Source organism: Nocardioides proteolyticus, from assembly GCF_051280635.3.
Classification (GTDB): domain Bacteria; phylum Actinomycetota; class Actinomycetes; order Propionibacteriales; family Nocardioidaceae; genus Nocardioides.
Window position 1 is genome coordinate 33,133 of the sequence record NZ_JBNBPO030000008.1, and the last position, 25,598, is coordinate 58,730.

General features: G+C 72.0%; 28 protein-coding genes and 1 pseudogene. 11 read left to right on the plus strand and 18 right to left on the minus strand.

Annotated elements, in window-relative coordinates:
- Positions 1-52 precede the first annotated feature (52 nt).
- Positions 53-289 (plus strand): hypothetical protein, encoded by a 237-nt coding sequence (locus ACPOLA_RS06505; RefSeq protein ID WP_435769596.1) that lies wholly within the window; start codon positions 53-55, stop codon positions 287-289.
- 22 nt (positions 290-311) lie between these two features.
- Here ACPOLA_RS06505 and ACPOLA_RS06510 read toward each other — a convergent pair whose 3' ends face one another.
- Both ACPOLA_RS06510 and ACPOLA_RS06515 read right to left on the minus strand, forming a co-directional pair.
- Positions 312-1,118, minus strand: a complete 807-nt coding sequence (locus ACPOLA_RS06510) for a phosphotransferase family protein (protein WP_435769597.1) — start codon at positions 1,116-1,118, stop codon at positions 312-314.
- Positions 1,115-3,256: an MMPL family transporter gene (locus tag ACPOLA_RS06515; RefSeq protein ID WP_435769598.1), complete on the minus strand. Its 2,142-nt coding sequence runs from the start codon at positions 3,254-3,256 to the stop codon at positions 1,115-1,117. Before ACPOLA_RS06515 ends, ACPOLA_RS06510 begins: the two co-directional genes overlap by 4 nt.
- A gap of 216 nt (positions 3,257-3,472) precedes the next feature.
- Between ACPOLA_RS06515 and ACPOLA_RS06520 the strand changes: the two genes are divergently transcribed.
- From ACPOLA_RS06520 to ACPOLA_RS06545, 6 genes are all read left to right on the plus strand, one after another.
- A complete protein-coding gene (locus ACPOLA_RS06520) occupies positions 3,473-4,609 on the plus strand; it encodes a sensor histidine kinase (protein ID WP_435769599.1) in 1,137 nt (378 codons plus the stop codon).
- The gene (locus tag ACPOLA_RS06525; protein WP_435769600.1) at positions 4,606-5,268 is read left to right on the plus strand and encodes a response regulator; all 663 of its coding nucleotides are present in this window, start codon (positions 4,606-4,608) and stop codon (positions 5,266-5,268) included. The genes ACPOLA_RS06520 and ACPOLA_RS06525 overlap by 4 nt, the downstream gene beginning before the upstream one ends.
- A gap of 147 nt (positions 5,269-5,415) precedes the next feature.
- The gene (locus ACPOLA_RS06530) at positions 5,416-5,874 is read left to right on the plus strand and encodes a hypothetical protein (RefSeq protein WP_435769601.1); all 459 of its coding nucleotides are present in this window, start codon (positions 5,416-5,418) and stop codon (positions 5,872-5,874) included.
- Positions 5,871-7,130 (plus strand): MFS transporter, encoded by a 1,260-nt coding sequence (locus tag ACPOLA_RS06535; RefSeq protein WP_435769602.1) that lies wholly within the window; start codon positions 5,871-5,873, stop codon positions 7,128-7,130. The genes ACPOLA_RS06530 and ACPOLA_RS06535 overlap by 4 nt, the downstream gene beginning before the upstream one ends.
- A gap of 57 nt (positions 7,131-7,187) precedes the next feature.
- Positions 7,188-7,667, plus strand: a complete 480-nt coding sequence (locus ACPOLA_RS06540) for an SRPBCC family protein (RefSeq protein ID WP_435769603.1) — start codon at positions 7,188-7,190, stop codon at positions 7,665-7,667.
- A gap of 228 nt (positions 7,668-7,895) precedes the next feature.
- Positions 7,896-8,057, plus strand: a complete 162-nt coding sequence (locus ACPOLA_RS06545) for a zinc ribbon-containing protein (protein WP_435769604.1) — start codon at positions 7,896-7,898, stop codon at positions 8,055-8,057.
- 44 nt (positions 8,058-8,101) lie between these two features.
- Here the strand turns inward: ACPOLA_RS06545 and ACPOLA_RS06550 are convergent, their stop codons facing one another.
- From ACPOLA_RS06550 to ACPOLA_RS06565, 4 genes are all read right to left on the minus strand, one after another.
- Positions 8,102-8,545, minus strand: a complete 444-nt coding sequence (locus ACPOLA_RS06550) for a DUF421 domain-containing protein (RefSeq protein WP_435769605.1) — start codon at positions 8,543-8,545, stop codon at positions 8,102-8,104.
- Between the two features lie 17 nt (positions 8,546-8,562).
- Complete coding sequence (locus ACPOLA_RS06555) at positions 8,563-9,063, minus strand: hypothetical protein (RefSeq protein ID WP_435769606.1); 501 nt, start codon at positions 9,061-9,063, stop codon at positions 8,563-8,565.
- A gap of 163 nt (positions 9,064-9,226) precedes the next feature.
- Complete coding sequence (locus tag ACPOLA_RS06560; RefSeq protein WP_435769607.1) at positions 9,227-9,793, minus strand: methyltransferase family protein; 567 nt, start codon at positions 9,791-9,793, stop codon at positions 9,227-9,229.
- Entirely contained in the window at positions 9,790-10,569 is a 780-nt protein-coding gene (locus ACPOLA_RS06565; RefSeq protein ID WP_435769608.1) for a formate/nitrite transporter family protein, read from the minus strand. The genes ACPOLA_RS06560 and ACPOLA_RS06565 overlap by 4 nt, the downstream gene beginning before the upstream one ends.
- Positions 10,570-10,742: 173 nt before the next feature.
- Between ACPOLA_RS06565 and ACPOLA_RS06570 the strand changes: the two genes are divergently transcribed.
- A complete protein-coding gene (locus ACPOLA_RS06570; RefSeq protein WP_435769609.1) occupies positions 10,743-11,192 on the plus strand; it encodes a VOC family protein in 450 nt (149 codons plus the stop codon).
- Positions 11,193-11,434: 242 nt separating this feature from the next.
- Here the strand turns inward: ACPOLA_RS06570 and ACPOLA_RS06575 are convergent, their stop codons facing one another.
- Positions 11,435-11,833, minus strand: coding sequence for a hypothetical protein (locus tag ACPOLA_RS06575; protein ID WP_435769610.1), 399 nt, complete (start codon positions 11,831-11,833; stop codon positions 11,435-11,437).
- Between the two features lie 22 nt (positions 11,834-11,855).
- Complete coding sequence (locus ACPOLA_RS06580; protein ID WP_435769611.1) at positions 11,856-12,221, minus strand: hypothetical protein; 366 nt, start codon at positions 12,219-12,221, stop codon at positions 11,856-11,858.
- Between the two features lie 140 nt (positions 12,222-12,361).
- Between ACPOLA_RS06580 and ACPOLA_RS06585 the strand changes: the two genes are divergently transcribed.
- The 3 genes and pseudogenes from ACPOLA_RS06585 to ACPOLA_RS06595 all read left to right on the plus strand — a co-directional run.
- Entirely contained in the window at positions 12,362-12,682 is a 321-nt protein-coding gene (locus tag ACPOLA_RS06585; RefSeq protein ID WP_435769612.1) for a PadR family transcriptional regulator, read from the plus strand.
- Between the two features lie 118 nt (positions 12,683-12,800).
- Positions 12,801-13,430, plus strand: a complete 630-nt coding sequence (locus ACPOLA_RS06590; protein ID WP_435769613.1) for a permease prefix domain 1-containing protein — start codon at positions 12,801-12,803, stop codon at positions 13,428-13,430.
- 321 nt (positions 13,431-13,751) lie between these two features.
- Positions 13,752-14,021 (plus strand): annotated as a pseudogene (locus ACPOLA_RS06595) (helix-turn-helix domain-containing protein); the annotation flags it as partial.
- A gap of 609 nt (positions 14,022-14,630) precedes the next feature.
- Here ACPOLA_RS06595 and ACPOLA_RS06600 read toward each other — a convergent pair.
- From ACPOLA_RS06600 to ACPOLA_RS06645, 10 genes are read right to left on the minus strand one after another with little or no spacing between them, the layout of a single operon-like run.
- Positions 14,631-15,434 (minus strand): enoyl-CoA hydratase/isomerase family protein, encoded by an 804-nt coding sequence (locus ACPOLA_RS06600; RefSeq protein ID WP_435769614.1) that lies wholly within the window; start codon positions 15,432-15,434, stop codon positions 14,631-14,633.
- On the minus strand, positions 15,410-16,753 hold the full coding sequence (locus ACPOLA_RS06605; RefSeq protein WP_435769615.1) for an MFS transporter: 1,344 nt from the start codon (positions 16,751-16,753) through the stop codon (positions 15,410-15,412). The genes ACPOLA_RS06600 and ACPOLA_RS06605 overlap by 25 nt, the downstream gene beginning before the upstream one ends.
- A gap of 6 nt (positions 16,754-16,759) precedes the next feature.
- The gene (locus ACPOLA_RS06610; RefSeq protein ID WP_435769616.1) at positions 16,760-17,941 is read right to left on the minus strand and encodes a thiolase family protein; all 1,182 of its coding nucleotides are present in this window, start codon (positions 17,939-17,941) and stop codon (positions 16,760-16,762) included.
- A gap of 17 nt (positions 17,942-17,958) precedes the next feature.
- The gene (locus tag ACPOLA_RS06615; protein WP_435769617.1) at positions 17,959-18,717 is read right to left on the minus strand and encodes an SDR family NAD(P)-dependent oxidoreductase; all 759 of its coding nucleotides are present in this window, start codon (positions 18,715-18,717) and stop codon (positions 17,959-17,961) included.
- Positions 18,714-20,204 carry an aldehyde dehydrogenase family protein gene (locus ACPOLA_RS06620; protein WP_435769618.1) on the minus strand — a complete coding sequence of 497 codons (1,491 nt, stop codon included), beginning with the start codon at positions 20,202-20,204 and terminating at the stop codon, positions 18,714-18,716. The genes ACPOLA_RS06615 and ACPOLA_RS06620 overlap by 4 nt, the downstream gene beginning before the upstream one ends.
- A 49-nt stretch (positions 20,205-20,253) precedes the next feature.
- Complete coding sequence (locus tag ACPOLA_RS06625; protein WP_435769619.1) at positions 20,254-21,339, minus strand: acyl-CoA dehydrogenase family protein; 1,086 nt, start codon at positions 21,337-21,339, stop codon at positions 20,254-20,256.
- Positions 21,336-22,844 carry a class I adenylate-forming enzyme family protein gene (locus ACPOLA_RS06630; RefSeq protein WP_435769620.1) on the minus strand — a complete coding sequence of 503 codons (1,509 nt, stop codon included), beginning with the start codon at positions 22,842-22,844 and terminating at the stop codon, positions 21,336-21,338. Before ACPOLA_RS06630 ends, ACPOLA_RS06625 begins: the two co-directional genes overlap by 4 nt.
- Positions 22,845-22,850: 6 nt before the next feature.
- Positions 22,851-23,144, minus strand: a complete 294-nt coding sequence (locus ACPOLA_RS06635) for a hypothetical protein (protein ID WP_435769621.1) — start codon at positions 23,142-23,144, stop codon at positions 22,851-22,853.
- Complete coding sequence (locus ACPOLA_RS06640) at positions 23,141-24,232, minus strand: phosphotransferase family protein (protein ID WP_435769622.1); 1,092 nt, start codon at positions 24,230-24,232, stop codon at positions 23,141-23,143. The genes ACPOLA_RS06635 and ACPOLA_RS06640 overlap by 4 nt, the downstream gene beginning before the upstream one ends.
- On the minus strand, positions 24,229-25,536 hold the full coding sequence (locus ACPOLA_RS06645) for an acyl-CoA dehydrogenase family protein (protein ID WP_435769623.1): 1,308 nt from the start codon (positions 25,534-25,536) through the stop codon (positions 24,229-24,231). Before ACPOLA_RS06645 ends, ACPOLA_RS06640 begins: the two co-directional genes overlap by 4 nt.
- Positions 25,537-25,598: the final 62 nt, after the last annotated feature.

Below are 25,598 nucleotides of genomic sequence, written 5' to 3' on the forward strand. Positions count from 1 at the left end.
CGGGTGGGTACCGCAGGCACGTGCGCGAACCCCAGCCGACCCAGGAGGACGCATGAGTCAGGACGACGCCCAGCCCACCGTCGACGGCAACGCCGACGCTGCCGACGCTGCCGGAGGCAGCCCCGACGACCGCGCCGGGAACGGGACGGACGACGGCCGGACCGCGGAGCGTGAGGACGAGCGGCGCGAGATCGCGGAGGGCCAGGAGGTGCTCGACGCCCAGGCGGACGGTGAGGGCCTGGCCGCCGAGGCCGGCGCCGGCGAGGAGACCGGGCTCGCCGAGGGCTGACCTCGTGCGCCCGTGGCCGCCCTCAGAACAGGCGCTCGACTGCGCGGGCGGCGTTGTGCAGGTAGGCGTCCTGCCCGGTTCCGAGGCCGAACTCGAAGTCCTCGAGCGCCCGCGCCTGGGCGTAGAAGCGGGCCCGGGCGGCCAGCTCGTCGCGCTCGTCGTCGTCCGCCGGAATCCGGGCGAGCGCGGAAGCGAAGCCGGCATCGCCCAGGTCGCGCCAGACCAGGCCGAGATCCAGGGCGGGGTCGCCGAGGGATGCGTCGGACCAGTCGATGACCCCGGTCACCTCGCAGTCCGGCGACCCCACGAAGACGTGCTCGGCCCCCAGGTCGTTGTGGCACAGCCGCAGCGTCCGAGCCGGTGCCGGGAGGGGCGCGGCGAGGAACCGATCCACCGGCTCGACCGACGCCGGCGGGAGCTCGCGCCGCACCGCGGCGGCGATGCGTTGGGCGTCCTCGTGGTGCTCCGCGAGGGAGGACGGCTCGGCGGGGACGATGGCCGCCACCCGCTCGGGCCGCACCCGGCCCAGCGCGGCGACCAGGTCGCCCAGCTGTCCGCCGACTCTCCGGGCGGTCGGCACCGGCAGGTCCGGGAGGGACCCGAGCAGCGGCGCGCCGGGCAGGCGCTCCATCACCAGGACCTGCGTGGCCGCCACGACCTCGACGACCCGCGGCACCGGGACCGGGGAGATCTCCGCGACCAGCGCGAGCAGCGCGGCCTCCTGCTCCACGGCCAGCCCCTCGCCGTCCGCGAGCCGGCGACGTACGACGGTGCCGCCGGCGCCGTCGGTCACGGCGTGGTCCCGCCCGCGGAGCGGCTCGCCGGTCACGACCGGCTCGCCCCGGCCGTCGTACGACCCTCGACGTGCACCCGGGGCAGCAGCCGGTCGAGCCACCGCGGCATCCACCAGTTGCGCTCCCCCAGGAGCTCCATCAGCGACGGCACCAGCACCATCCGCACGAGCGTCGCGTCGACGAGTACGGCGAACGCCAGCCCGAACCCGAACAGCTGGAGCTCGCGGCTCTGGCCGAGGACGAAGCTTCCGAACACGCAGACCATGATCGCAGCGGCGGCTGTGATGACCCGCGCCGTCCGGGCCAGCCCCTCCGCCACCGCGGTGGCGTTGTCGCGGGACCGGTCGTACTCCTCCTTGACCCGGGACAGCAGGAAGACCTCGTAGTCCATCGAGAGCCCGAAGACGATCGCGATCAGCATCATCGGCGCCCACGCCTCGATCGGTGCGCTCGCGCCCAGGTCGAGCAGGTCGATCCCCCAGCCCCACTGGAACACCGCCACCGTCGCACCGAACGCGGCTCCGATCGACAGCAGGTTGGCCACGACCGCCTTCACCGCCACCGCGACGCCGCGGAACACGGCCATCAGCAGCAGCATGGCCAGGCCCAGCACCACGCCCAGGAACAGGGGGAGCCGTGCGGCGGTGTAGTCGGCGAAGTCGACGGTAGCAGCGGTGGAGCCGCCGATCGCCACCTCGGCGCCGCTGCCGGCGACCGCGGCCGGGACCACCTCCTCGCGGAGGTGGTGCACGAGCTCGGTCGTCTGCGCCGCGCGCGGGCTGGTGGTCGGGACCACCTCGACCAGCGCCACGTCGGCGGTGTCGCTCAGCAGCGGCGGACTCACCCGCGCCACCCCCGGGGTCTCCGAGAGCGCCTCGGCGATTCGCTGGGCGACGGCCGGGTCGCCATCGGCATCCAGGTCGACCGCCGCCACCAGCGGCCCGGTCGAGCCGGCACCGAAGCCCTCGGACATCAGGTCGTAGGCGCGCCGGGCGGTGTCGGACTCCGGGCGGGTCCCCGCGTCGGAGAACCCGAGGCGCATGTCGAGCACCGGAACGGTCATCACGACGAGCACGGTCACCGCGGCCAGCGCCCACGGCGCCGGGTGGCGCTGGATCTGCCGGCTCCACCGGCGGGCAGCAAGGCCCTCCCGGCTCGCGCCATGCCGGCGATGCACGGAGAGGCGGTCGATGCGCCCGCCGACGATCGAGAGCAGCGCCGGCAGCAGGGTGACGGCGGCGAGCATGGTGAGCAGGACCGCCCCGGCGATGCCGAGGGCCACCCCGGTGATCAGCTCGAGGTCCATCAGCACCAGGCCCAGGGAGGCGATGACGACGGTGATGCCGGCGAACAGGACGGAGCGACCGGCCGTCCGCTGCGCGGTCACCACGGCATCGACCACCCCCGCGCCGGAGGTCAGTGCCTCCCGGAAGCGGGTGACGACGAGGAGCGCGTAGTCGATGCCGACCCCGATCGCGATCATCGCCGCGACCGGTGCCGCGAAGCTCGGCATGTCCACCCACCGGGCGGCGATGCCGACGACGGCCACCCCACTTCCGGCGCCGACGATTCCCACCAGGATGGGGAGTGCCATGGCGAAGACCGAGCCGAAGGCCAGCAGCAGCACGAGCACGGCGGCGACGATGCCGATCAGCTCGGCCGGTGGGCCCGACTCGCTCCCCTCGTCCACCACGACGCCGCCCACCTCGAAGGCGAGCTCCTCGTGGTCGCTGCGGATGTCCGACAGCTGCTCCTGTACCTCGGCCAGCTCCTCGGCGGGCATGCTCGGGAGCTCGACCGAGACGTAGCCGATCGACCCGTCCGCCGAGAGCTGATGCGCCCCCTCCGGCGTGAACGGGCTGACCACGTGGGCCTCGGGGATCTCCTGGGCCACGTCCTCGGCGAGCGCGTCCACCCGGCTTCGGAACCGTTCGGTGTCCGCGGATCCGGGTATCCGGAACACCAGCTGTCCCTGGGTGCCGGTCCGGAAGTCGAAGCCGGCCTCGGCCATCAGCTCGGCCGCGCGGTGGCTCTCGGAGCCGGGGAGGTCGTAGTCGTCGCTGACGTCACCGCCGATCGCCGCGGACAGCGCCGACAGCCCGACCACGACGGCCAGCCAGGCCGCGACCACGACGTACCTCAGCCGCTGGCACGTCAGCGCAAGGCGCTCCATCGCCTCCTCCTCCGCTCGGGTGCTGGGACGCGGACCGACGCTAGGAAGTCGTCCGCCGCCGCACAGGCCACGCGGAGCGAGGACGTGGTCGCCGTGAGGCGACGCTCGGGCCTCCTGGCGGCGTCGCCGAGTACGACGCGCTCCGGCCGGTCGCCGCGGTGGACCGTCGCCTCGGGGCGATCCCGTCGTCGCGGTTCGCGACCTAGCATGCGAGGCGTGGCAGCGACCGACCTGAACGCCCGGCGGATCGACCTGCTGCTCTGCGTCGCCGTCACCGCCGTCCTGGCGGTCATCGTGTCCTCCGACCAGGGCGCCGCCGGACCGGTCGACCCGCTGGCCTACCTGTGGGCCGTCGGGCTGGGCCTGCTGATGCTGGTCCGGCGCAGCCACCCGGTGCTGATGCTGGTGCTGACCGTGGTGGGCTTCTTCAGCTACTACGTCGCCGGCTTCCCCTCGATCGGGGTCGCGGTCCCGGTGTCCGCCGCGCTGTTCTCGGCCGCCGAGTCCGGGCACACCCGCGCGGCCCTCGTCGCCGCTGCCGTCACGCTCGGAGGCTCCACGGCCTACCGGGTGGTCGACCAGCAGAACCTGGCCTACGTCCTCGGCTACGAGCTCGCCACGCACGTGACGCTGATGGCTGCGGTGGTCGCCCTCGGGCACAGCCTGCGGACCGGCCGCCAGCTGCGACGCCGCCGGGACCAGGTGACCCGGCTGCTGAACCGTCAGCAGGTGATGGACGCCGACGCCCGGCGTCGGGAGGACCGGCTCTCGCTCGCCCGGGACCTGCACGACTCCATCGGGCACTCCCTGACCCTGGCCGCCCTCCACGCCGGCCTGGCCGCGGACCAGCGGACGGGCGCGAGCCAGCGGCAGGAGTCGATCTCGCTGGCCCGCACCGCCGTGTCCGAGGCGCTGTCCCACCTGCGCCGCACGGTCAGCGTGCTGCGAGACGGCGGTGGTGCGCAGACCACGCCGGGCGTCCAGGACCTGCCGCGGCTCACCCGGGCGCCCGAGTCGGCGGGGTACGACGTGCGGGTGGAGGTCGACCCGGTGTCCCTGTCGCCCGAGGTCGACGCGGCCGCGTTCCGTGTGGTGCAGGAGGCGATCACCAACGTCCTGCGCCACTCCACGGGCCGGACCATCCAGGTCCGCATCGCCGAGGCGCCGCCGGGGACGCTGGAGGTGTCGGTCGCCGACGACGGCCGCAACGACGCCGCGCCCGCGCTCGAGCAGGGCCACGGGCTCAGCGGGATGCAGGAGCGGGTCCACGACCTGGGTGGGGACCTGTGGGTCGAGGCGGACAGCGGCGGCTGGGTCGTCCGCGCCCGGCTCCCCATGGCGGTGGCACCGTGATCAGGGTGGTCCTCGTCGACGACCAGGCGTTGCTGCGCGCGGGCCTGCGCGCCCTGCTCGAGGGTGCGGACGACATCGACGTGGTCGGCGAGGCCGGCAACGGACGCGAGGCACTCGCCCTGGGGCGCGAGCTCCGCCCGTCGGTGTTCCTCATGGACCTGCAGATGCCCCAGATGGACGGCCACGCGGCCATCCGGGCGATCCGCGCCGACCCCCTGCTCGAGCGGACGCCCGTCCTCGTGCTCACCACCTTCGACGACGAGGACGACGTGGTCGAGGCGCTGGCGGCGGGGGCGAACGGCTACCTGCTCAAGGACCTGGATGCCGAGGACCTCCGCCGGGCCGTCCGCAACGCGGCCGAGGGGCGGGCCGAGATGGCCCCCAGCGTGCTGCGGCAGATGATGAGCCGGATCGCTCGGCTGCCGACCCGCAGGAGCCGGGAGGAGGAGCTCGCCGGGCTGACCGAGCGCGAGCTGGAGATCCTCACCCACGTCGGCCTCGGTTTGACGAACGAGGAGATCGGCAGGGCCCTCTTCCTCAGCCCGGAGACGGCGCGCACCTACGTCAGCCGCCTGCTCGCCAAGCTCGGTGCGAGGGACCGGGCCCAGCTGGTGATCCTGGCCCATCGCGCCGGCCTCGTGGACCCGACCGCCGACTGACGCGGTGAGCAGGCCGCACCCACGCCCCCGGGATCGGTCGGTCGACCGCCGGACGGCGTTCGCGCGACGCTGCTGTCGCCGCCGAGCGACGTCACCCGCGCCGGCAGGAGGACGTGCCCGGCAGCCGCCGCGCCTAGCGTCGCAGGCATGGACAGACCACCGTCGCGCCGTACCTTGGGACTTCCCCTGTGGCTCGTCGTCGGCCTCGCCGCCCTGGCGGTGCCCCGGATCGTGCTGCACGACCTGGGCACCCCGGTCGGGCCGCTGGTGCAGGCGCTCCTCACCTTCGGCCCGCCGGTCGTGTGGGTGCTGGTCGCCTTGCGGGCCCGGGTGCCGTCGCCGGTCCTCACCCTGGTCACCGTCGGGACGCTCTACGGGTGCGCACTCGCCCTCACCCACAACCTGATGTGGGACACCGTCTTCACCGACGGCGACCCCACGCTCGGCGGCGCTCTGGCCGGCGAGCTCGACGAGGACACCGAGGAGGCGCTGCTGCGGACGGCGGCGGGCGTGAGCAGTGTTTTCACCGGCATGGTGCTCGGACTGATCTCCGGGCTGGTCGCCTCCGGGATCCGTCAGGTCACCGACCGCCGTCGCGGACGGTGACGGCCACTCCCGGCGCCGCAGGGCAGCCGGCCGCTCAGCCCCGGCTCCGCGAGGTGCTGCTCGACGGCCGGTCGTCGGTCGTCCTCATCGCGCTCGCCGTGGCCGCGTTCACCTTCAACACCGTCGAGATGACGCCGCTGGGCATGCTCCCCCAGATCACCGCGGGCCTCGGCCTGAGCGACCAGCAGGGTGGGGCGCTGGTGTCGGGGTACGCGGCGGTGATCGCGCTCGCCACGGTGCCGCTGGTCCGGCTCACCCGGCGCGTGCCCCGGCGGCCGCTGACCGTGGGGTTGATGTCGGTCCTCGCTGTGGCCTCGTGCGTGTTCGTGGTCAGCGCGACGCCCGCGGTCGCCTTCGGCAGCCGCTTCGTCACCGCTGCCGCACACGGCCTGCTCTGGTCGCTGATGGCGCCGATCGCCGTCGCCCAGTTTCCGGCCAGGCTTCGCGGACGCGTGCTGTCCGTGCTGGCCGTCGGCGCGTCGACGGCCGCGATCGCCGGGGTCCCGGGCGCGACGTACGTCGGCGGGGAGCTCGGTTGGTGGACGCCGTTCGCCGCCGCCGCCGTGCTGGGCGCGGTCCTCGCTGCCGGGCTGTGGCTCGCCATGTCGGCGCATCCGGGGCAGGCCCGCACCGAGGCCGCCGGGCGGGCCGACCACCCGCACGCGGCGGGCTTCGTGGCGACCCTGCTCACCGTCGCGACGACCGTCGCCGGGCTGTTCGCGACGATGACCTACCTGCCGTTGATGCGGAGCGAGCCGGCACCCCTCGACACCGGCGACCTGACCCTGCTGCTCGCGGTGTTCGGCGTGGCCGGCACGACCGCGGCCTTCCTCGCGGGGCGGTGGCTGGATCGATGGCGCGGTGCCTCCCTGGCCGCGGGTCTCGCGCTGCTGCTCACGGGGTTGGGGACGTGGTGGCTCGCGGGTCACGGGCTCGGCGCGTTGACGGTCGGTGCGGCGCTGGTGGGCGCGTCGGCGCTGGTGGTGCCGTTGGCCTGTCAGCACCTGCTCTTCGACAACTCCCCGGTGAGCATGACGATGGCTCTGGCTCTGCACTCGCTGGCGTTCAACGTGGGCGTCGCTGCCGGCGGGTTCCTCGGCGGCCTCGCGCTGCGCCTGGCCGATCACGAGGCGCTGGTGCCGACGTCACTGATCCTCGCGGCGGCCGCCTGCGTGCCCACGGCGGTGGCGGTCCGGGGCACGGGCCGTGCGGGTCGGTCCCGCGGTGCGGCCCGCGATGCTGCTGTCGCCGGGTAGGGCGCCGTACTCACCGAGGGCTGACCTCGTGCGACCGCCGTCGGACACACTGGAAAGGTGAGTCGGCACCTCCTTCGGATAGCGGCACCGCCGCAGGTCGCGTTCGACTATCTCGCCGAGCCGCGCAACCGACCGCAGTGGCAGTCGAGCCTGCGGGCGGTCCAGATGCTGACGACCGGGCCGACGCGGCTCGGCACGCGATGGGTGGACCGTACGACGATCGGCGCCCGTCCCACGCTCGAGATCACCGCGATGTCGCCGCCGTCGGCGAAACCGTCGGTCCCCGGCGTCTGGAGCGAGGTGGGCCGCTGGCGCGGCCTCACCGCATCGCTGACCCTGACCGTGCATCCCGTCGCGGCCGATCCGGCCGCCACCGACGTCGGTGTGGACCTCAGCCTCGCGGGCAGGGGTGCTTGGCGGGCGCCGGCTGGCGTGCTCCGGTTGCTCGCCCCCACCGCCGTGCGTGCGGACCTGCACCGAGCGGCCCGACGCATCGAGGCGGCGTGGGCTGACGGTCCCGGTACGAGCCGGAACTGACGCACGCCTCGCCAGCGCGGGGACCACCGGCTACCGGCGGCGGCGACCGGCGGCGACTCCCACGCCGACCGCGAGTCCGACCGCGACGAGCAGAGCGATCTCCATGGCTGCCTCCTTTCCGACTGGTCACGGGGCGGCCGCACGGTTTGCGACCTCCGGCTTCCGCTTGGCTCCCGCATCCTCGGGTACCGCCGAAGCGTCAGCTCCACCACACCGAGGAGGTGCTCCATGGCAGCCAAAGCAGGCGAGAAGGCTCAGAAGACCGGCGACTTCTACTGTGCCTCGTGCGACCAGAAGGTGCACGTCACCGAGGGAGACACGATCCCCGAGTGCCCGAACGGCCACAAGACGTTCGAGGCCCGCCGGAACGAGCCGGGGAACGAGTCCTAGCCGCACTGAACCGGCACCCGGCCGGCACCCGATGCGCAGCCGGGTCAGCCGCGCGGGACGATGCTGATGCCGCCGTTCTTCTCCAGCACGGCGTACTTCACCTGGTCCATCGAGTCCAGCCCGTGTGCGCTACGCGCCGATGCCAGGATCTCCTCCTCGTCGACATGACACTTCGCCATCCGGTCGTCCAGCATCCTGCCGTCGTCGACGAGCAGCACGGAGGCGCCCTCCAGGACCCGGTCGAACCGCGGGAACCGGTAGCCGATGTAGTCCGCCACCCGGTCCAGGCCCATGATCGTCGCGATGACGATCGCAGCGTTGGTCAGCGAGAAGTCCTCGCCGAGCAGAGCCTGCTGGGTTGCCTCGCCGACCACCAGGAGCAGGACGAAGTCGAACGTGGTGATCTGGCTCAGCGTCCGCTTGCCCAGGAGGCGGAACAGCAGCCACAGGACCAGGTAGACGGCCAGTCCACGCAGCACAGCGTCCATGTCAGGTGCCCTTTCGGTCAGGGGTAGATCCACTGGTGCACAGCAGCGGGCTCGCCGGTGCCGGCGCGGACGAGACCTTCGTGCACCCCGAGGCCGTCGCCGCGGTACAGGAACTCGATCTCAGGCGGCGTCTCGCCCAGTACGTCGAACTCGTAGATCAACCAGTCGTCGCTGCTGCTCTCGGTGCTCGGTGCCGGGGAGACGCTCTGGATCCGCCACCCCTCGGCAAGCTCACGGGAGATGTAGAGGGTGGCCTTGGCTGCCTCGACGGACGCCGGGCCCATCGAGACCGTCATCGTGGCCGTGCCGACGTTGCGGATGAACCGCTCGTACTGGACCTGGACCGAGCCGTCCGTGGCGGTTGCCGTGGTCTGGCTGACCGGACCGATGCCGAAGGCCCCGACGGCCGCGGCGAGGACGAACAGGGCGACGAGGACCCAGCCGGCCCGGACCGCGACCCACTCCTTCTGCGCGACGCCGATGTCGTCGATGTCCGCGGTGCTCAACCGCTCACTCATCCGACCAGTCCCTTCGTCGTCGCCGACGGCCAGCGCCGGGCAGGTATGCAGCAAGGACCCCTCCCACCATCCACCTCGACGCCGCCGACGACCGACCGACTCGCCGTGCGTCCGCCTCTCCGCCGGTTCTCACCCGGTCAAGCCGCGTCGCCTGCCGCCGACCTCACGACCGGGCGCTCCCTGCGCGTCCCCACCAGCGGTGGGTTCGCCGCCGGTACGCCGCATAGGGGGCGCCGACCGTACGGGACAGGTGCTGCTCCTCGACCGGCACCCACGCCCGGTAGGTGGCGGCCAGGACGCCGGTCAGTCCCAGCGCGAGGCCGCTGCGGCATGCCACCGCCAGCCCGCCATGGACCGCGACGTAGCCGACGTACTGGGGATTGCGGCTGTAGGCGTAGATCCCCGTCGTCAGCAGCGGTTGGTCCGCGGTCCCGCTGACCGCCGCGGCGCCGTCGAACCGGCGTACGCCCGCCGCCCACAGCGCAGCTCCGGAGGCCATCGCCAACCACCCGGCCCGCCGGGCAACCGGATCCGGAACGGGGAGCGTCGAGGGCCGACGCGCCGCGGCCACGGTCGCTGCGACGTGCGCGACGTAGGCGGCGTACATCCAAGCCGCGGTGCTGCGCCGCAGGGCGCCGTACCGGCGCAGGTCGGCAGCCATCCGACCCAGGAGCGGCAGCCGATGCGCGAGCAGGCCCTCCGGGAAGGGCGCGGCGCCGCCGCCCGTCACGACGCCTTCTTGGCCTGGGCGGTGTGGGTGAAGGTGATCAGGAACAGGCCGCCGACGAGGTTGCCGGCGGTTGCGAGGCCGAGGTTCGCCAGCACGTCGAGATACCCGACTGCGCCACCCAGCCAGACGCCGAAGATCAGGTGGAGGGCCGAGACCGCCGCGTGGTCGAACGGTCCGAGGGCGAGGAAGAACCCGACCATCATGGTCACCAGGATGCGCGCGCTGACGGTGTCGACGGCCTTGAGCATGTACGACAGCAGGGTCACCAGCGCGCCGGCCAGCACGGCCCGCGCCAGCGTGGCCTCCCACCCCTTGCCGGCGACGTCCTCGGCGACCTTCACCAGCACGTCCGCCGAGCCGGTCGGCAGCGCTCCGTCGACGACCATCACGGCGGCGAGGACGGCCCCGCCCACGAGGTTGAGCAGCAGGATCGTCGCCCACAGCCGGACCAGCCTGACCCACACGGCGGTGCCCCGTTGCTCGATCGCCGTGGCGACCGGGTCGAAGAAGTTCTCGCTGAAGAGCTCGCTGCGGCCCACGATCAGGAACACCATGCCGATCGAGAACGCCAGCGCGCCGGCGACCTCGGCGGCGTGGTCGCCCACGGCGCCGTCGAGGTAGCCGACCACGACCGCGAACGCCACGATGCCGAAGATGATGGTGACCCCGGCGATGAAGCCGGTGGCGACCTGCTCGAGCAGCGGCATCCCGAGGCGGCGTCGCCCCTCGGCGCGGGCGCGGTCGAAGATCTCGACCGGATCAGGCGCGACAGCCAAGGTGCGGCTCCTCGGATGTGGCGGGCAGGGTTCTTCGCCACCTTACGTGGCTCGCTCGCCGTCCGGCCCCGGCAGACCGCCGGGTGCGACAACGGCGTGGTGCTGATGCGCCACGCGCTCGACAATGGGCAGGCACCCCTCTGCGGAGCCAGGAAGCACCCGAGGAGAACCCCATGCCCATCCAATTCGAGAACGTCGGCATCGCTGTCCGCGACCTCGACGAGGCGATCGCCTTCTTCGTCGACCTGGGGCTGAGCGTCCTGGGCCGCGACACCGTCAGGGGAGAATGGGCCGACACCGCGGTCGGCCTCGACGGCAACCACGCCAAGGTCGCCGTGCTCCAGACGCCCGACGGCAACGCCTGCCTCGAGCTGTTCGAGTACATCCACCCCGAGGCGATCGAGACCGCGCCGACGCTGCCCAACGACCTCGGGATGCACCGCGTCGCCTTCCGGGTGGACGACATCGACGAGGCCGTCGAGATCGCGGCCCGGCACGGCTATCACCCGCTGCGCGGCGTCGCGACGTACCAGGACCTCTACAAGCTCACCTATCTGCGTGGCCCCAGCGGCATCCTCGTGATGGTCGCCCAGGAGCTCGCCGGGGCTGACGGTGGTTTCTGACGGTCCAGCCGTGACCTGCGCCCACAACGTCACGAGTGCCCGGTCGAGCCTGGCGCTCCCCGCTGTGCCTGAAGCGCCACCGCTGGTGATGACGGGCGTGCCGATCTCATGGTTCACCGCCTGCCGGCGACCTTCGGCCCGTCGACGAGACGGAAGGCCATCACCGAAACCCACGCACACGACCTACGCACGACAGCGCCAGCGGCAGAGCGACGGACCAGGACAGCACGCGTTCAGGTTTGCTAATGCGTCGCTCCCTCGTCCCGCGAGCGTCGGGTGAAGGGCAGGGCGACGACGCCGGCGACGGCACCCCATGCCACGTTGACCACCGCCACCGAGATCACCGCGAACGGGTTGGTGAGTGGCCCTTGCAGCTCGCCTTCGAGGATGGGCGACAGTATCGCGCTGAGGGTGACGGAGAGCGCCGCGTAGACAAGTCCCGCTGCCAGGAGCGTGGCCACGGGCCGCGTCTGCCGGGTCACCACCACTGCTAAAACCCACACCAGCGTGATCACGGCCGTCGCGACGAGCGGCGTGGCGGGGCGCCCCCAGTCGTCGGCCAGTCCGGTGATGCTGAGCAGTGGACGCACCAACGCGAACGCGCCGAGCGCGACGACCAGCGGCCAGGGCAGGGATCTCACGGTGCGTGCCACCTCCATCAGTTCACGGCCCATCGTGGTGCCGTCCGCTCGAGCCGACGTGGCGCCCGCGACGCCGGATGTCCCAGCAGCTGCGGCAGGTGCAGCACAGTGGGGCGCCCAGGCATCGGATCACCACGGCGTCGATGAGGATCACCGCGGCCAATCCGAGGGCGAACTGCTGTAACACCCGGCTCGGCAAGAGCACGAACAACCCGAAGACCATGACCATGCTCGCCGCCGCGGCAATGATGAAACCACCCGTGGCTGCCAGGCGTTCCCGGATGGTGGCTGCCCTGCCACCGGTGCGTCGCCCGAGCGCTAGCAATAGGGCCGTGAGCCCCACAGCCACCATCGCCAACGAGGGATGCCGCTCGGACCAGGTGGCCAACCGCACCCTCCGCGGTGCCGGCCGGATACGTCCCTGTGTGGGCGGTCAGCGTCATCGTGCACCTCCGGTCGATAGGTGGCTAGCCGAGATGTAGGTTCCCTACTTATCGACTGTAGGCAGGTCACATGTAGATTGTCTACGTGAGGGCCGACGGGGTGCGTGGACACCTGGACGGGATGATCCTGTCCGTTCTTGAGACCGAGCCCCGACACGGGTACGCGGTGATCGAGGCGCTTCAAGCGCGCAGCGGTGGGGAGCTCGATCTACCGACTGGCACCGTCTATCCCGCCCTGCGACGACTGGAGGCCGCAGGCTATTTGGCCAGCAAGTGGTCCGAGGTCGGCGGCCGCAAGCGGCGCACCTACCGACTCACCGCCTCTGGTCGGCGCGAGCTCGCGGCACGTCGCAAGGAGTGGACGGCATTCTCCCGGGTCATCGGTGGTGTTCTTGACCCGACGTGAGCACCCTTCGTCGAGATCCACCGCGCTCACGGGACCGGGGCCATCTCCGATGGCGTCCGCGGTCGCGGCGAGTGAGGCTGCGATCGTGCCCACACCGACCGTCCACCAGCCTGGACCGGTGGCCAGCTACCTCGAGCGGCTGCGCCCCCAGCTGCTCGGGCCGCGGCGCCTCCGCCGAGACCTCCTTCGGGAGATTGCTGACCACCTTGAGGATGCCACCGAGGCGTACCGCCGTGCCGGGTACGACGACCTCGAGGCCGGAGCACTAGCGGTCGCGGACTTCGGGACGGTGGAGGAGGTCGTTCCCCACCTGCGTACAACGCTCGCGATGGCCGCCTCGAGACGTACCTCGCTCATGCTGCTCCTCGCCCTCGGGCCGCAGGCGTTTCTATGGGACGCCGGGCTCGGGCTGGGTGGAGGCGCTCATCGGGAGGCCGCGACGGGCGCGGTCTACCGCGCCCTCGACATCGCCATCGAGTGCGGGGGCGCACTGTGCCTGCTCGGCGCGCTCATCGCGGTTCTGGCGACCGGGGTCGGGAACCGCTGGTCCGCCGCGGGACGGGGCATCGCCAGGTCCACGGCGTGGCTCGGCCTCGCGGCGGCGACTCTGATCCCGGGGACCGGCGTAGCGATGTTGCTGCTCTCTGGTGGCGGCACGCTCGCGTTCTGGGCCCTGGTCGTCATGCTGATGGGCTTGCCGATGTTGGGCGTCGCGACCCTCGCCAGGCGCACCCTGGAGACCTGCTGAGCGGTGCTTCCACGGCGCGGCCGCGCCAGGGCCACCGGGCGGCTGGGCATTCTCGTTGATCGGTCGCGACGGGTCGACACTCGGTGGGTGCACCGTGGCGCTCGTGCACGGACTCCGGGACGGCGATGTGCGGGGCAGCGCCCATGCCCAGTCGAGAGTCTTGAGGACCCGGACCGGGCCGACAACGATCCCCGCACCAGGGCCCACGTTCTCGACGTTCCGGCAGGGCTGTGACGTGCCCAGATCGCCCTCGGTTGAGGCTTTACCCGTTTTCGGTTGATGGTCGACACCGACTTCGGTTGAGTCTTGACACTCCCGTCCATGCGGGAGATGAGTGTGGCTGAACAGCGGTACCAGGCCGTGCTGGCGGTGATCAGCGACGGTGAGACGATGACAGAGGTCGCGGCCCGGTTCGGGGTGTCGCGTCAAACGATGCATGCCTGGCTGGCCAAGTACGAGGCCGGCGGGATCGAGAATCTGGGTGACCGGTCGCACCGACCCCGGTCGTGTCCGCATCAGATGCCGGCGCACGTGGAGGTCGCGATCGCCGAGATGAGGCGGGCCCATCCGACGTGGGCTCCCAAGCGGGTCAGGCTTCGACGCTCATGACACGCCCGAGACCAGACACACCTTCTGGCCTATAACCCCTACAACCCGAGATGGACGAGGCCCCGGGTCCGAGGACCCGGGGCCAGCCACTCACGTGCGCGAGGGGGGAGTTGAACCGCGAGAGCCCTGCGTTCGATCACGCCCGAACGAGCGTCCTGAGCGTGAAACCGGACTCCGGTTGGCTGCGGTTGCCTCCCGTTTCCTCGGTTCCGTGCGCCCCAGGGGTGCACCAGCCGTTTGTTCAGTTGATCCGGCGCGAGACCGGCAAGAACACCGTAGTCGGTGGCGCGTGGGGCGACGTTGCTGAGCGCCTGATCGAGGCCTCGGGGTTCAGACCGGCTGACACCAGCCCGTGCAGCAGACCCAGTTCGACCGGACTACTCCGGCGGCATCGACCTTCGCATCGACGGGAGCCGTCGATTCCGAGAGCGGGCACGGTTGTACTCACTGCCCAGAGAAGCCACCCTGGCTGCTTGAAGTTGTGCACATCGTGCACTTCTCGACTTCTGCGGACGGATTGCAGCACGCGGAAGCGGCGGAAGTCGGGGCGCGACCTCTACTCGTGGCGCTCGTGATCCAGAACGGGAATGGCTACCGGCCCACGAACCGCGGCGCCCGCCGAGCGAGAAAGGAACGCACGCCCTCGCGATGGTCTTCCGTCTCCCAAAGGACGTCCGTGACTGCGTCTGAGTACTCATCGAGCGTACGCCAGTCAACCTCGAGACCCTTACGGACGATCCGCTTAATTGCGCGCTGGGCCAAAGGGGGACCACCGGCCAGCCGGACCAATAACTCGTCCGCCCGAGCCTCGAGCTGCTCCGCCGGAACGACATCCGAGACGAGCCCGAGATCGGCCGCCCTGCGGGCATCGACCACGTCCCCGGTCAGCAGCATCTCCATGGCTGCCGACAACCCGATGATCCTGGGGAGCAGATATGTTCCGCCGACTGTCCCGACGATACCGCGGCGCACGAAGAAGGAACCGAAGGTCGCGTCCACGCTCGCGATCCGGATATCGCACATGAGCGCGAGATCCAAGCCCATTCCGACCGCCGCACCGTTGACCGCCGCGACCGCTGGGACCTCGATGGCCATGAACGACTCGACCACAGCGTTCAGGCCGCTGGTTCGCAGCCGATCCAGGCGCCGACGTTGCTGCCACTCCTCGGTCGACTCGGACCCAAAGACGTCAGAGAAGTCGTCGCCGGAACAAAATCCCTTCCCCGTCCCGGTGAGCAGCAACGCACGCACAGTGTCGTCCCCGGCGACGGCGCGGAGCGCGTCCACGAGCTCCTCGTACGTCTGCCAGCGCAGCGCGTTGCGGACGGCAGGTCGCTGCAACACGATGCGGGCGACGCCGTCGTTCACGGTCAGCGCGAGGTCGTCGTAGGGCACGGCCGGCCCCCTTCCTGGGGATCGATGGACAGGGATCGAGCGCGTTCCGGCGCCGGGGTGCGCCGGTGTCGGTACATCTGGAAGAGGCCGAGGGCCCAGAGGGGGTACTGCGCACACATCGCGAGGGTCCAGGATGACGGTGCCGACCGGTCGGTCGCGTCGAGCAGCAGACCGACCACGACGATGATGCCGAGACTGGCAAGGAACCCGCCCTGGTTGACGATCGCATTGGTGATGCCGAGGCGGTCCGTCGGCGTCCCGACCCGGCCGAACTCGAACCCGATCAGCGCTGCTGGCCCCGTGGCGCCGATGGCCAGGACCAGCGCGGCGAGCACCCAGAGGGGTGCACCCCCGGGCCAGGCCAGGACCACGGTCCACGCGATGGCCACCGCGGCCGTCGACACCACCACGTGCCGGAGGGTCAGCGCGGGGCGTCGTGCGATCCACCACCCCGTGGCCGGACCCGCGACGACGATGGTCGCCAGGAGGAGGCTGAGGAGCGCCCCCGCCTGCGCCTCGGTCGTCCCCTGACCGACGACGAAGAAGGGGAATCCCCACAACAGACCGACCATCGACGCGCTGAAGTGGTGGGTGAAGTGGACCCAGAACCCGAGTCGCGCCCCGGGGTTCGCCCACGCGAGGGCGACCCCTGCGCGGGCGGTCGTCCAGGACAGCGCGGCGCCCGGTCGACGTCGGATCCCGGGCTCGTCATCGACCAGGAGGAGGAGGACGGCAACGACGAGCAGCCCGAAGGCGGCGGACCCGAGGTAGAACCGCTCCCACCCGAAGGCGCCGAGCGTCCACACCGCAGGTCCCGCGGCGAGGATGGCTCCGATCTGCCCGACCGGCCCGGTCAGCTGAGTCATCAACGGCACCCGCCGCGGGGGGAACCAGGCAAGGACGAGCCGCAGTACGCAGACGAAGACGACGCCATCGCCCACGCCGACCAGCGCCCGCCCGACAAGTGCCAGCTCGTAGGACCCGGCCACCGCGAACACTGCCTGGCCCACGCTCATCGACAGGGTGCCGAAGATGAGCACACGACGTGCTCCGTGGCGATCGACGAGAAGTCCGACCGGGACCTGCGTGACGGCATAGACCAGCAGCTGCAGGACGACGAACCACGAGAGCCGGGCCGCGTCGAGGCCGAAGCGGTCGGCTGCCTCGAGGCCCGCGACCGCGAGCGAGGACCGGTGGAAGACGCCCACGGCGTACGCCGCCAGCGCCACTCCCCACACGAGGACCGCCGGCTTGGTCGACGACCGCCGGACTCCGGAGGGCTCGGCACCACCCGTGGGCCCGGCGACCGCCCCGGTCACGGCGGTTCAGTCCAGACGGCGGAACAGGGCGGCGAGGGCCTGCCCTCCGCCGATGCACATCGTGACGACGCCGAGCTCGCCTCCCGTGCGGCGCAGGTGCTTCACCACCCGCAGCGTGAGGATAGCCCCCGTCGCGCCCACCGGGTGGCCGAGGGCGATGGCACCGCCGAGCGGGTTCACTCGCTCGGGATCGAGCTTGGCGTCGCGCACCACGGCCACTGCCTGGGACGCGAAGGCCTCGTTGACCTCGACGACGTCGAGGTCGGCCGGCGTGAGGGACGTGCGGTCGAAGAGCTTCTGCAGCGCCAGCACCGGCGCGTAGCCCATCAGCGCGGGCTCCATGGCTGCGGTGGCCACCGCCTCCAGCGCTACGAGCCCGGTGTGCCCGCGGTCGCGCGCGATGTCCTCGGTGGCCAAGACCAGCGCCGCGGCGCCGTCGTTAATGCCCGAGGCGTTGCCAGCCGTGACCGTGCCGCCGGTCGAGAAGGCCGGTCGCAGCGCGGCCAGAGCCTCGAACGTCGTCTGGGGGCGGGGATGCTGGTCGTTGGCGACCAGTGTCGTCCCGCCCCGTCCAGCCACGGCGACCGGGGTGATCTCCTCGGCGAAGGCGGTCCGCGAGGCATCGGATGCAGCGAGGCGCTGCGACCGCAGGGCGAAGCGGTCCTGCTCCTCCCGCGAGACGGCGTACTTCCGCGCCACAGCGTCAGCGGTCACGCCCATGTGCGTGCCGCCGAACGGGTCGGTGAGCATCGCCACCGTGCCGTCGACGAGGACCCGGTCCCCCAGCTTCGCCGCCGACCTGGCGGAGAAGTCGTAGAATGGCATGCGGCTCATCGACTCGTCGCCGCCAGCGACGGTTATCCCGAGGCCGTTGTCGCGCATCTGCTGCGCGGCCGACCACACGGCCTGCAGGCCGCTGCCGCAGAGCCGGTTGACCGTGAACGCCGGGACCGAGTCCGGGATGCCGGCCCGGATGGCGACGCGTCGGGCGTTGTAGGCGTCGGCACCGACCTGGCCGATGCAGCCCATCACCACCTCGCCGGGCTCGGCGAGCCCGACGCCCGACCGCGTCAGGGCTGCGGCCACCGCCGTCGCCCCGAGCTCATGGGCGGGCACGTCCTTGAACTGACCGCCGAAGCTCCCCACGGGCGTCCTCGCCCCGTCGATAATCACGATCCGGTCCTTCACCACGCTGCTCCTGCCGTTCAGTAGACCGCGAGCCGGCCGCCGTCGACCGGGATCACCGCGCCGGTCGTGTAGCTGCTGGCGTCGCTGGCGAGGTGGAGGACCATGCCCACGAGCTCCTCGGGCCGGCCGAGGCGGTCGGCGGGAAGGCCCTCGACGACCTTGGCGACGAACTGCTCGTCCCAGCTCTCGGCCATGTCGGTCGCGAAGGCGCCCGGCATGACGCAGTTGACCCGCACCGCCGGTGCGTACTCCTGCGCGAACGCCTGGGTCAGCGCGTTCAGGCCCGCCTTCGCGGCGGAGTACGTCGCCTCCGTCGCGCTCGGCCGCACCGCGCCGATGCTGGAGATGTTGACGATCGACCCGGTGCCGTGGGCGGCCATGCGCGCGCCCGCCACCGCCATCAGCCGGAAGGGTCCCTTGAGGTTGACCTCCAGGGTCTTGTCGAACAGGCCCTCCGACTGCTCCTCCAGCGAGGGGGACAGCGGCGCGATGCCGGCGTTGTTGACGACGATCGCCAGGGGTCCGAGCTCCCGCTCGACCGCGTCCACGGCCGGTCCGATGGCGTCCCACTGGCCGACGTGGAGGGGCAGGGCCATCGTGCGCGAGCCGGTGGACTCCGCGATCTGGCGGGCGACGGCCTCGCACGCGTCGGCCTTGCGGCTGGACACCGCCACGCAGGCGCCGGCCTCGGCGAGGCCCTGCGCGATGGCGCGACCCAGGCCCCGGGTGGCGCCGGTGACCAGGGCGACCTTGCCGTCGAGCAGCGGCGCCGTCATGCCCCGATCCAGACGCTCTTGACGTGGGTGAGCTCGTGGATCATCTCCTCGCCGAGCGTCCGGCCGTAGCCGGACTGCTTGACGCCGCCGTAGGAGACCGTCGGGTACCCGGCCTGGTAGGTGTTCACCCAGACCGTGCCGACGTCCAGGCCGTCGACCATCCGCTGGCTGCGGCGCAGGTCGTTGGTGAAGACGCCGGCGGCCAGGCCGTACTCCACGTCGTTGGCGATCCGCAGCGCCTCCGCCTCGTCGTCGAAGGGGATCACCGACATCACGGGGCCGAAGATCTCCTCCTGCGCGATCCGCATGTCGTTGCGGACGTTGGTGAAGATGACCGGCTCGTGGAAGAACCCGCCGTCGCCGGTGAGCCCGCCGTCGAGGGCCACGTCGACGCCCTCCTCCTTGCCGATGCCGACGTACGACGCCACCCGCTCGAGCTGCTGGCGGGAGACCAGCGGGCCGAGGGTCGAGGTCGGGTCGAAGGCGTTGCCGACCTTCACCGAGCCGCTGGCCTCCACCATCGCCTCGACGAAGCGGTCGTGGATCGAGCGCTGGACCAGGACCCGGGACCCCGCCGTGCAGACCTGGCCCTGGCCGCTCCACACGGCGGCCGTCGCAGCGGCCGCGGTCGCGGCGATCTCGACGTCGTCGAACACGATGAACGGGCTCTTGCCGCCGAGCTCCAGCGACACCGGCGTGAGCGTGGTCGCGGCCGCCTGCTGGATGGCCCGCCCGGTCGCCGCCGAGCCGGTGAACATGACGTAGTCGGTGCCCGGATGGGTCACGAGCGCCTCGCCGACCTCGGCCCCGGTGCCCTGCAGGACGTTGAAGACGCCCGGCGGGATGCCCGCCTCGACGGCGAGCTCGGCCATGAGCACGGCGCTCATCGGGGTGTTCTCCGCGGCCTTGAGCACCACGGAGTTGCCGGCAGCCATGATCGCGGCGGCGAAGGCCACCACCGCGGTCGGGCCGTTCCACGGGACGATCAGGGCGACGACCCCGCGCGGGACGCGGCGGTGCTGGGCGGTCAGGCCCGGGGGCACCGGCGGGATGGAGCCGAGGATCTTCGAGGGCCACCCGGCGAAGTACGCCGTCGCGTTGACGCCGAAGTCCTCCAGGAACTTCGTGTAGGACCGCAGCAGCCCGGCGTCCACGGCGTCCAGGTCGCCGAAGACGGTGCGGTCGCGGTCGATCAGCTGGGCGAACCGGTGGAGCCGCTGCTCCTTCTCCAGCGGAGCCAGGTTGCGCCAGCGGCCGTCGTCGAACGCCCGGCGGGCACTGGCCACGACCCGGTCGACGTCTGCCTGCGAGCCGCGGGCGGCGGTGGCGACCTCCAGCCCGGTGGAGGGGTCCACGACCGGCATCGTGCGACCGTCGGTGGACTCGACGACGGCGCCGTCCACGACGTGTCCGAAGAAGGTGCGGCCGAGGTAGCTCGCCGTCTCGGGCGCGAGGTGGCTCAGCGTGGGGGAGGCTTCGATGGTCATGCCGTTCTCTTCTCTGGGTCTGGTTCGGGCGGCGGTCGTGCAGGTCGGGTCAGAGCCCGCGGGCGAGGAGGAGCGCCTCGCGCGCTGCTCGTACGTCGTGGAACGCGTCGCGGTCGGTCAGCGCGCGCCGGACGTAGCGGTGGGCATCGTGCTCCCAGGTGAAGCCGATGCCACCGTGCAGGTGCACCATCTCCTCGGCGCACGTGAGGTAGGACTCCGAGCCGGTGATGGCGGCGATCGCCGCTGCCGACGGTACGTCGCCGGGCGACTCGTCCAGCGCCCACACCAGGTGCGCGAGCGCCGACCGGGTGTCGTCGACGAGGAGCGCGAGGTCGGCGCACTGGTGCTTGAGCGCCTGGAACGAGCCCAGGACGCGGCCGAACTGGACGCGCGTCCGCAGGTGGTCGAGCGTGGAGTCCAGGCACGCCTCGGCACCACCGAGCTGGTCGCTGACCAGGGCCAGGGTCCGCCAGTGCGCGAGGTCGTCGACGACGGCCCGGTCGGCGGTCCCCAGCAGCTGCGCCGGCGTGCGGTCGAGCACGGTGCGGGCGAAGGTCCGGGTGAGGTCGACGCCCTGCTGGGGCACCCACGAGGGCGACTGCGCGTCGTTTCCCGGCTCCAGGGCGAAGAGGGCGACGCGGTCGCCCAGCGGCGCGAGCACCAGGACCACGTCGGCGACAGCGCCGTCGAGGACCCGGGCCAGGCCACCCGACAGCAGCCACGCGCCGTCGCCCTGGTCGACCGTGATGCTCTCCAGCGAGTCCTCCCACGGCGCGATCGTCGCGACGACCTCGCCGGACAGCAGGCCCTCGAGGAGCCGGCTGCGCGCGTCCGGGTCGGCGACCAGGCGCAGCGCGGTCTGCGCGAGCACGGCCGAGCTGAGCAGCGGGAGCGGGCTCAGCGAGCGGCCCGCCTCGACGAGGACCGCAGCCAGCATGGCGGCGCCGCCCGCGAGGCCCCCGTCGGCCTCCGGCTCCAGGATGGCGGCGACCCCGAGGTCCTCGCAGGCACGGCGCCAGAGCGCGCGCTCGTAGCGCGGCGCCCCGTCGTCGTCGAGCGAGACCCGGTGCCTGGCGAAGAACTCCGCAGCCACCGCGCGTACGTCGTCCAGCTCGGCGATCTCTGCGGTGATCACGACAGGACCACTCCCTTCGCGAGCTCCTCGCGCACCACGCGCCGCAGGAGCTTCCCGGTCTCGTTGAACGGCAGCTCGGGCCGCAGGTGGATGGCTGCCGGGACCCTGGTCGAGCGGAGTCGCTCCCGGACCCAGCCGGAGAGCTCGGCGGTCGGGTCGGCGGCGCCGTCCTCGACGACCACCACGGCCTCGACCCGCTCCCCCCACTCCACGTCGGGCACGCCGACGACCGCGGCCGCCGCGACGGCGGGGTGGCTGACCAGCACGTCCTCCACCTCCTCGGGCGAGATGTTCTCGCCCCCACGGACGATGATGTCGTCGGCGCGGCCCCGCAGGAAGAGGAAGCCGTCGGCGTCGAGGTGGCCCTGGTCGCGCGTGGCGTACCACCCGTCGTCGGCCACCGCGCTGTGCGAGGTGTACTCGCCGGCCACCTGCTCGCCCCGGACGAAGACCTCGCCGATCTCGCCGGCCCCGAGGACGCTGCCGTCGTGGCCGCGGATCTCGAGCTCGATGCTCGGTACCGGACGACCGACCGAGCCGAGCCGGGCCCGGACCGCCGGGTCGAGGCTGGCGATGGCCTCGCGATGGTCGTCCGGGCCGAGGATCGTCACCGTGGAGCTGGTCTCGGTAAGGCCGTAGGCGTTGACGAAGTCGACGTGCGGCAGCATGCCGACAGCACGCTCGACCACCGGCACGGGCATCCGGCCTCCGCCGTACGACAGGTGCCGCAGGGCGGGCAGCTTCTCGCCCTTCTCCTCCAGCACGTCGAGGATCCGACCCAGCATGGTCGGCACCACCATCGCGTGGGTGACCCCCTCGCGCGCCGCCGTCTCGACCCAGGCCTCGGGGCTGAAGCTGGCCAGCTGGACGATCCGCCGGCCGGCGAAGACCGAGCCGAGCACCGAGCTGATCCCCGCGATGTGGTAGTTCGGCACCGAGACCATGATCGCCTCCTCCGGGCCGGCGTGGCCGAACTCCACGGTGGAGGTGACGTAGGAGAACAGGTGGCGGTGGCGCAGGATCGCGATCTTGGGGGTTCCCGTCGTGCCGCTCGTGAAGAGCAGCACCGCGGGTGACTCCGGGTCGGCCATCTCGAGCTCTCCAACGGTGTCCGCCCCGCGGGCGGCGCTCCGCAGGAAGGCGTCCGTGGACAACAACGAGTCCGCCGGCCCGACGTCGACCCGGTTGGAGACGCCGGAGCCCTGGTAGAGCGCGACCGGGCTGAGCCGGGCGACGGCGGCGGTCAGCCGGTCGTCGGCCAGGCGGTAGTTGAGCGGCGCGAGCGGGACGCCGGCCGCCGCAGCGCCGAAGAGGGCGACGGGGAAGGCGGCGGTGTTGAGGTCGAGCAGCGCGACGTTGGCCGCCCCACCGGCACGCAGGTCGGCGGCCAGCGCACGCGAGCGCTCGAGCAGCTGTCCGTAGGTCAGCTCCTCCTCGCCGGCGGTCACCGCGACCCGGTCGGGGTCCAGCTCGACCGCCATGGTCAGCAGCATGATGATGCTCATGGCAGGTCAGTCCGAGGCGGGCAGGGACTTGGCGGCCTTGACCTCGAGCACGGTGCCGTCCACCGCCAGGGAGCCGGCCCCGGCCTGGACGCACATGACCTCCAGGCCGGACGACTCGTGCACGTAGCGCTTGCCCAGCAGGGTGCCGCCGTCGAACCCGGGGGCGACGTCGCCGGTGGGCTCCCCCTCGAGCTCCTCGACGACCGGCGCACCGCCGCAGCTGAGGGCGACGTCGGCGGCGCGGACCACGACGACGTTGGTGGAGCACACCGTGCTCCGCAGTCGCTTACCGACCTTCATGAGTTCTTCCTTCCGTGGGGCCGGGCAGTGCCCAGCAGTTCGAGCGCACGGGTGGCGAGGGCCACGACGGGGCCGCCTCGCTCAGCCATGCGGGGATCGGTGGACTCGCCGCGGACCCAGCGCATGTAGAGCTGCTGCATGATCACGGCGGTCTTCCAGCAGCCGAGCGCCTCGTACCAGAGCAGGTCCGCGCGGGTCAGGTCCAGGCCACGCCGCTCGGCGTACCGGGCGACGACCTCGTCCTTGCTGGGCAGGCCGAGCCGGTCCAGGCCGGGGATGGCGATCGCGGCCGACGCGTCGGTGTCGGGCCAGTAGTTCAGCAGGGTGCCGAGGTCGGCCAGCGGGTCGCCGAGCGTCGCCATGTCCCAGTCGAAGACGGACACCACCCGGTCGGGGTCGGCCGGGGCGAACTGGCAGTTGTCGATCTTGAAGTCGTTGTGGATGACCGATCCGGAGCCGCGGTCCGGCATCAGCTCCAGCAAACGGACGCCGACCTCGCCGACGACCTCCTTGCCGTCCTCCGCGACCGCCTCCCAGCGGCTGGTCCAGCCGCGCACCTGCCGCTCGAGGTAGCCGTCGGGGCGGCCCAGGCCCTCCAGCCCCACCGCGACCGGGTCGACGTCGTGCAGGTCGGCGAGCGCATCGGTCACCGCGAGGCCGATCGCGCGCCCGGCGTCCGGTCGGTGCGCCATCGTCGCCGGGATCTGGTCCCACACCACGACCCCGGAGCGGTACTCGGTCACCAGGAACGGGGCGCCGACGACCGAGTCGTCCTCGCCGAGGGCCAGCGCACGCGGAGCGCGGTCGTAGGCGGCGTTGAGCCGGGAGAGCACGCGGTACTCCCGCGTCATGTCGTGCGCGCCCGGCGCCACCTTGCCCAGCGGCGGACGGCGTACGACGAGGCGGGTCTCGCCGATGGTCACCTGGTAGGTCAGGTTGGCCGAGCCACGCGGGAACTGGAGGACCGAGAAGTCGCCCTCCAGACCGGGCACGGTGTCCCTGAGGAAGGTCTCGAGGCGGGCCCAGTCGAGCTCCTCGCCCGGACGTACCGGCGCGGTCTCGGTGGCGGCCTCGGTCGCGGACGTCACTCGGCACCCACCAGGTCGTCGACGGACGCGAGCCGGGTGGCGAGCTGGAGCTCGGCGGCCTCCCGCAGGGCCGGCTTGTGCCGCGTGGGGAAGAGCCCCGGCGCCGGCACCGCCGTCTTGAGCAGCTGCTTGGCGACCTGCATCTGGTGGAGCTCGGTGGCGCCGTCGGCCAGCGCCATGTGGTGCGCCTCCGCCGACCAGGTCCCGAGCGGCAGCTCGGTGGAGATGCCCAGCGAGCCGTGCAGCTGGATGGCGCGGCCCGTCACGTCGCTGAGCACCTTCGGCATGGCCGCCTTCACCGCGGAGATGTCGGCGATGACCTTGCGGTAGTCCTGGAGCTTGTCGATCTTCCAGGCGGTCTGCAGGACGAGCAGGCGGAACTGCTGGTACTGGATCCAGGAGTCGGCGATCATCGCCTGCACCAGCTGGCGGTCGGCGAGGGTGCCGGTGCCGCTGCGGCGCGAGACCGCGCGCTCGAGCATCATGTCGATCGACTCCCGCACCAGGCCGACCGTGCGCATGGCGTGGTGGATCCGGCCGCCGCCCAGACGGGTCTGCGCCACGGCGAAGCCCTCGCCGCGCGCCCCGAGGATGTGGTCCTTGGGGATCCGCACGTCGTGGTAGCGGATGTAGCCGTGCGTGCCCTCGACCTCGTCGTGCCCGTAGACGGCGACGTTGCGGACGATCTCGATGCCGGGGGTGTCGGCCGGCACCACGAACATCGACGCCCGCTTGTGCCGCTCGGCGTCGGGGTCGGTGACCGCCATGACGATGAAGAAGCTGGAGAAGCGGGCGTGGGAGGAGAACCACTTCTCGCCGGTGATCACCCAGCTGTCGCCGTCGTCCACGGCCCGGGTCACGAAGGCCGTGGGGTCCGACCCTCCCTGCGGCTCGGTCATCGAGTAGCAGGAGGCGATCTCGTTCTCGATCAGGGGGCGCAGGTAGCGCTCCTTGAGCTCCGCGGTGCCGTAGTGCGCGAGGATCTCCGCGTTGCCGGAGTCCGGGGCCTGGCACCCGAAGACCACCGGGCCGGAGTGGGTGTGGCCCAGCACCTCGTTGAGCAGGGCGAGCTTCAGCTGGCCGTAGCCGGGACCGCCCAGCTCGGGACCGAGGTGGCAGGCCCACAGCCGCCGCTCCCGCACCTTCTCCTGCAGGGGCCGGATGAGCGCGTTGCGCACCGGGTCGGTGACGTCCCACGCGTGCTCCACGACCTGGTCGACGGCCTCGACCTCGGTGCGCACGAGCTCCTCGGCCCACTCCAGGTCCTTCTGGTAGTCCGGGTCGGTCTCGAATCCCCAGGTCATGTCTTGTCTCCTTCGGTGTGCCGGATGCCGGTGCAGCCGGCGGTGTCGGTGGGTCGGGGGTG

Bases quoted from the DNA above. Each gene is read 5' to 3' on its own strand.
- ACPOLA_RS06505 (WP_435769596.1), top strand. From the start codon at position 53: ATGAGTCAGGACGACGCCCAGCCCACCGTCGACGGCAACGCCGACGCT.
- ACPOLA_RS06515 (WP_435769598.1), bottom strand. From the start codon at position 3,256: ATGGAGCGCCTTGCGCTGACGTGCCAGCGGCTGAGGTACGTCGTGGTC.
- ACPOLA_RS06530 (WP_435769601.1), top strand. From the start codon at position 5,416: ATGGACAGACCACCGTCGCGCCGTACCTTGGGACTTCCCCTGTGGCTC.
- ACPOLA_RS06545 (WP_435769604.1), top strand. From the start codon at position 7,896: ATGGCAGCCAAAGCAGGCGAGAAGGCTCAGAAGACCGGCGACTTCTAC.
- ACPOLA_RS06550 (WP_435769605.1), bottom strand. From the start codon at position 8,545: ATGGACGCTGTGCTGCGTGGACTGGCCGTCTACCTGGTCCTGTGGCTG.
- ACPOLA_RS06555 (WP_435769606.1), bottom strand. From the start codon at position 9,063: ATGAGTGAGCGGTTGAGCACCGCGGACATCGACGACATCGGCGTCGCG.
- ACPOLA_RS06570 (WP_435769609.1), top strand. From the start codon at position 10,743: ATGCCCATCCAATTCGAGAACGTCGGCATCGCTGTCCGCGACCTCGAC.
- ACPOLA_RS06615 (WP_435769617.1), bottom strand. From the start codon at position 18,717: ATGACGGCGCCGCTGCTCGACGGCAAGGTCGCCCTGGTCACCGGCGCC.
- ACPOLA_RS06620 (WP_435769618.1), bottom strand. From the start codon at position 20,204: ATGACCATCGAAGCCTCCCCCACGCTGAGCCACCTCGCGCCCGAGACG.
- ACPOLA_RS06630 (WP_435769620.1), bottom strand. From the start codon at position 22,844: ATGAGCATCATCATGCTGCTGACCATGGCGGTCGAGCTGGACCCCGAC.
- ACPOLA_RS06635 (WP_435769621.1), bottom strand. From the start codon at position 23,144: ATGAAGGTCGGTAAGCGACTGCGGAGCACGGTGTGCTCCACCAACGTC.
- ACPOLA_RS06645 (WP_435769623.1), bottom strand. From the start codon at position 25,536: ATGACCTGGGGATTCGAGACCGACCCGGACTACCAGAAGGACCTGGAG.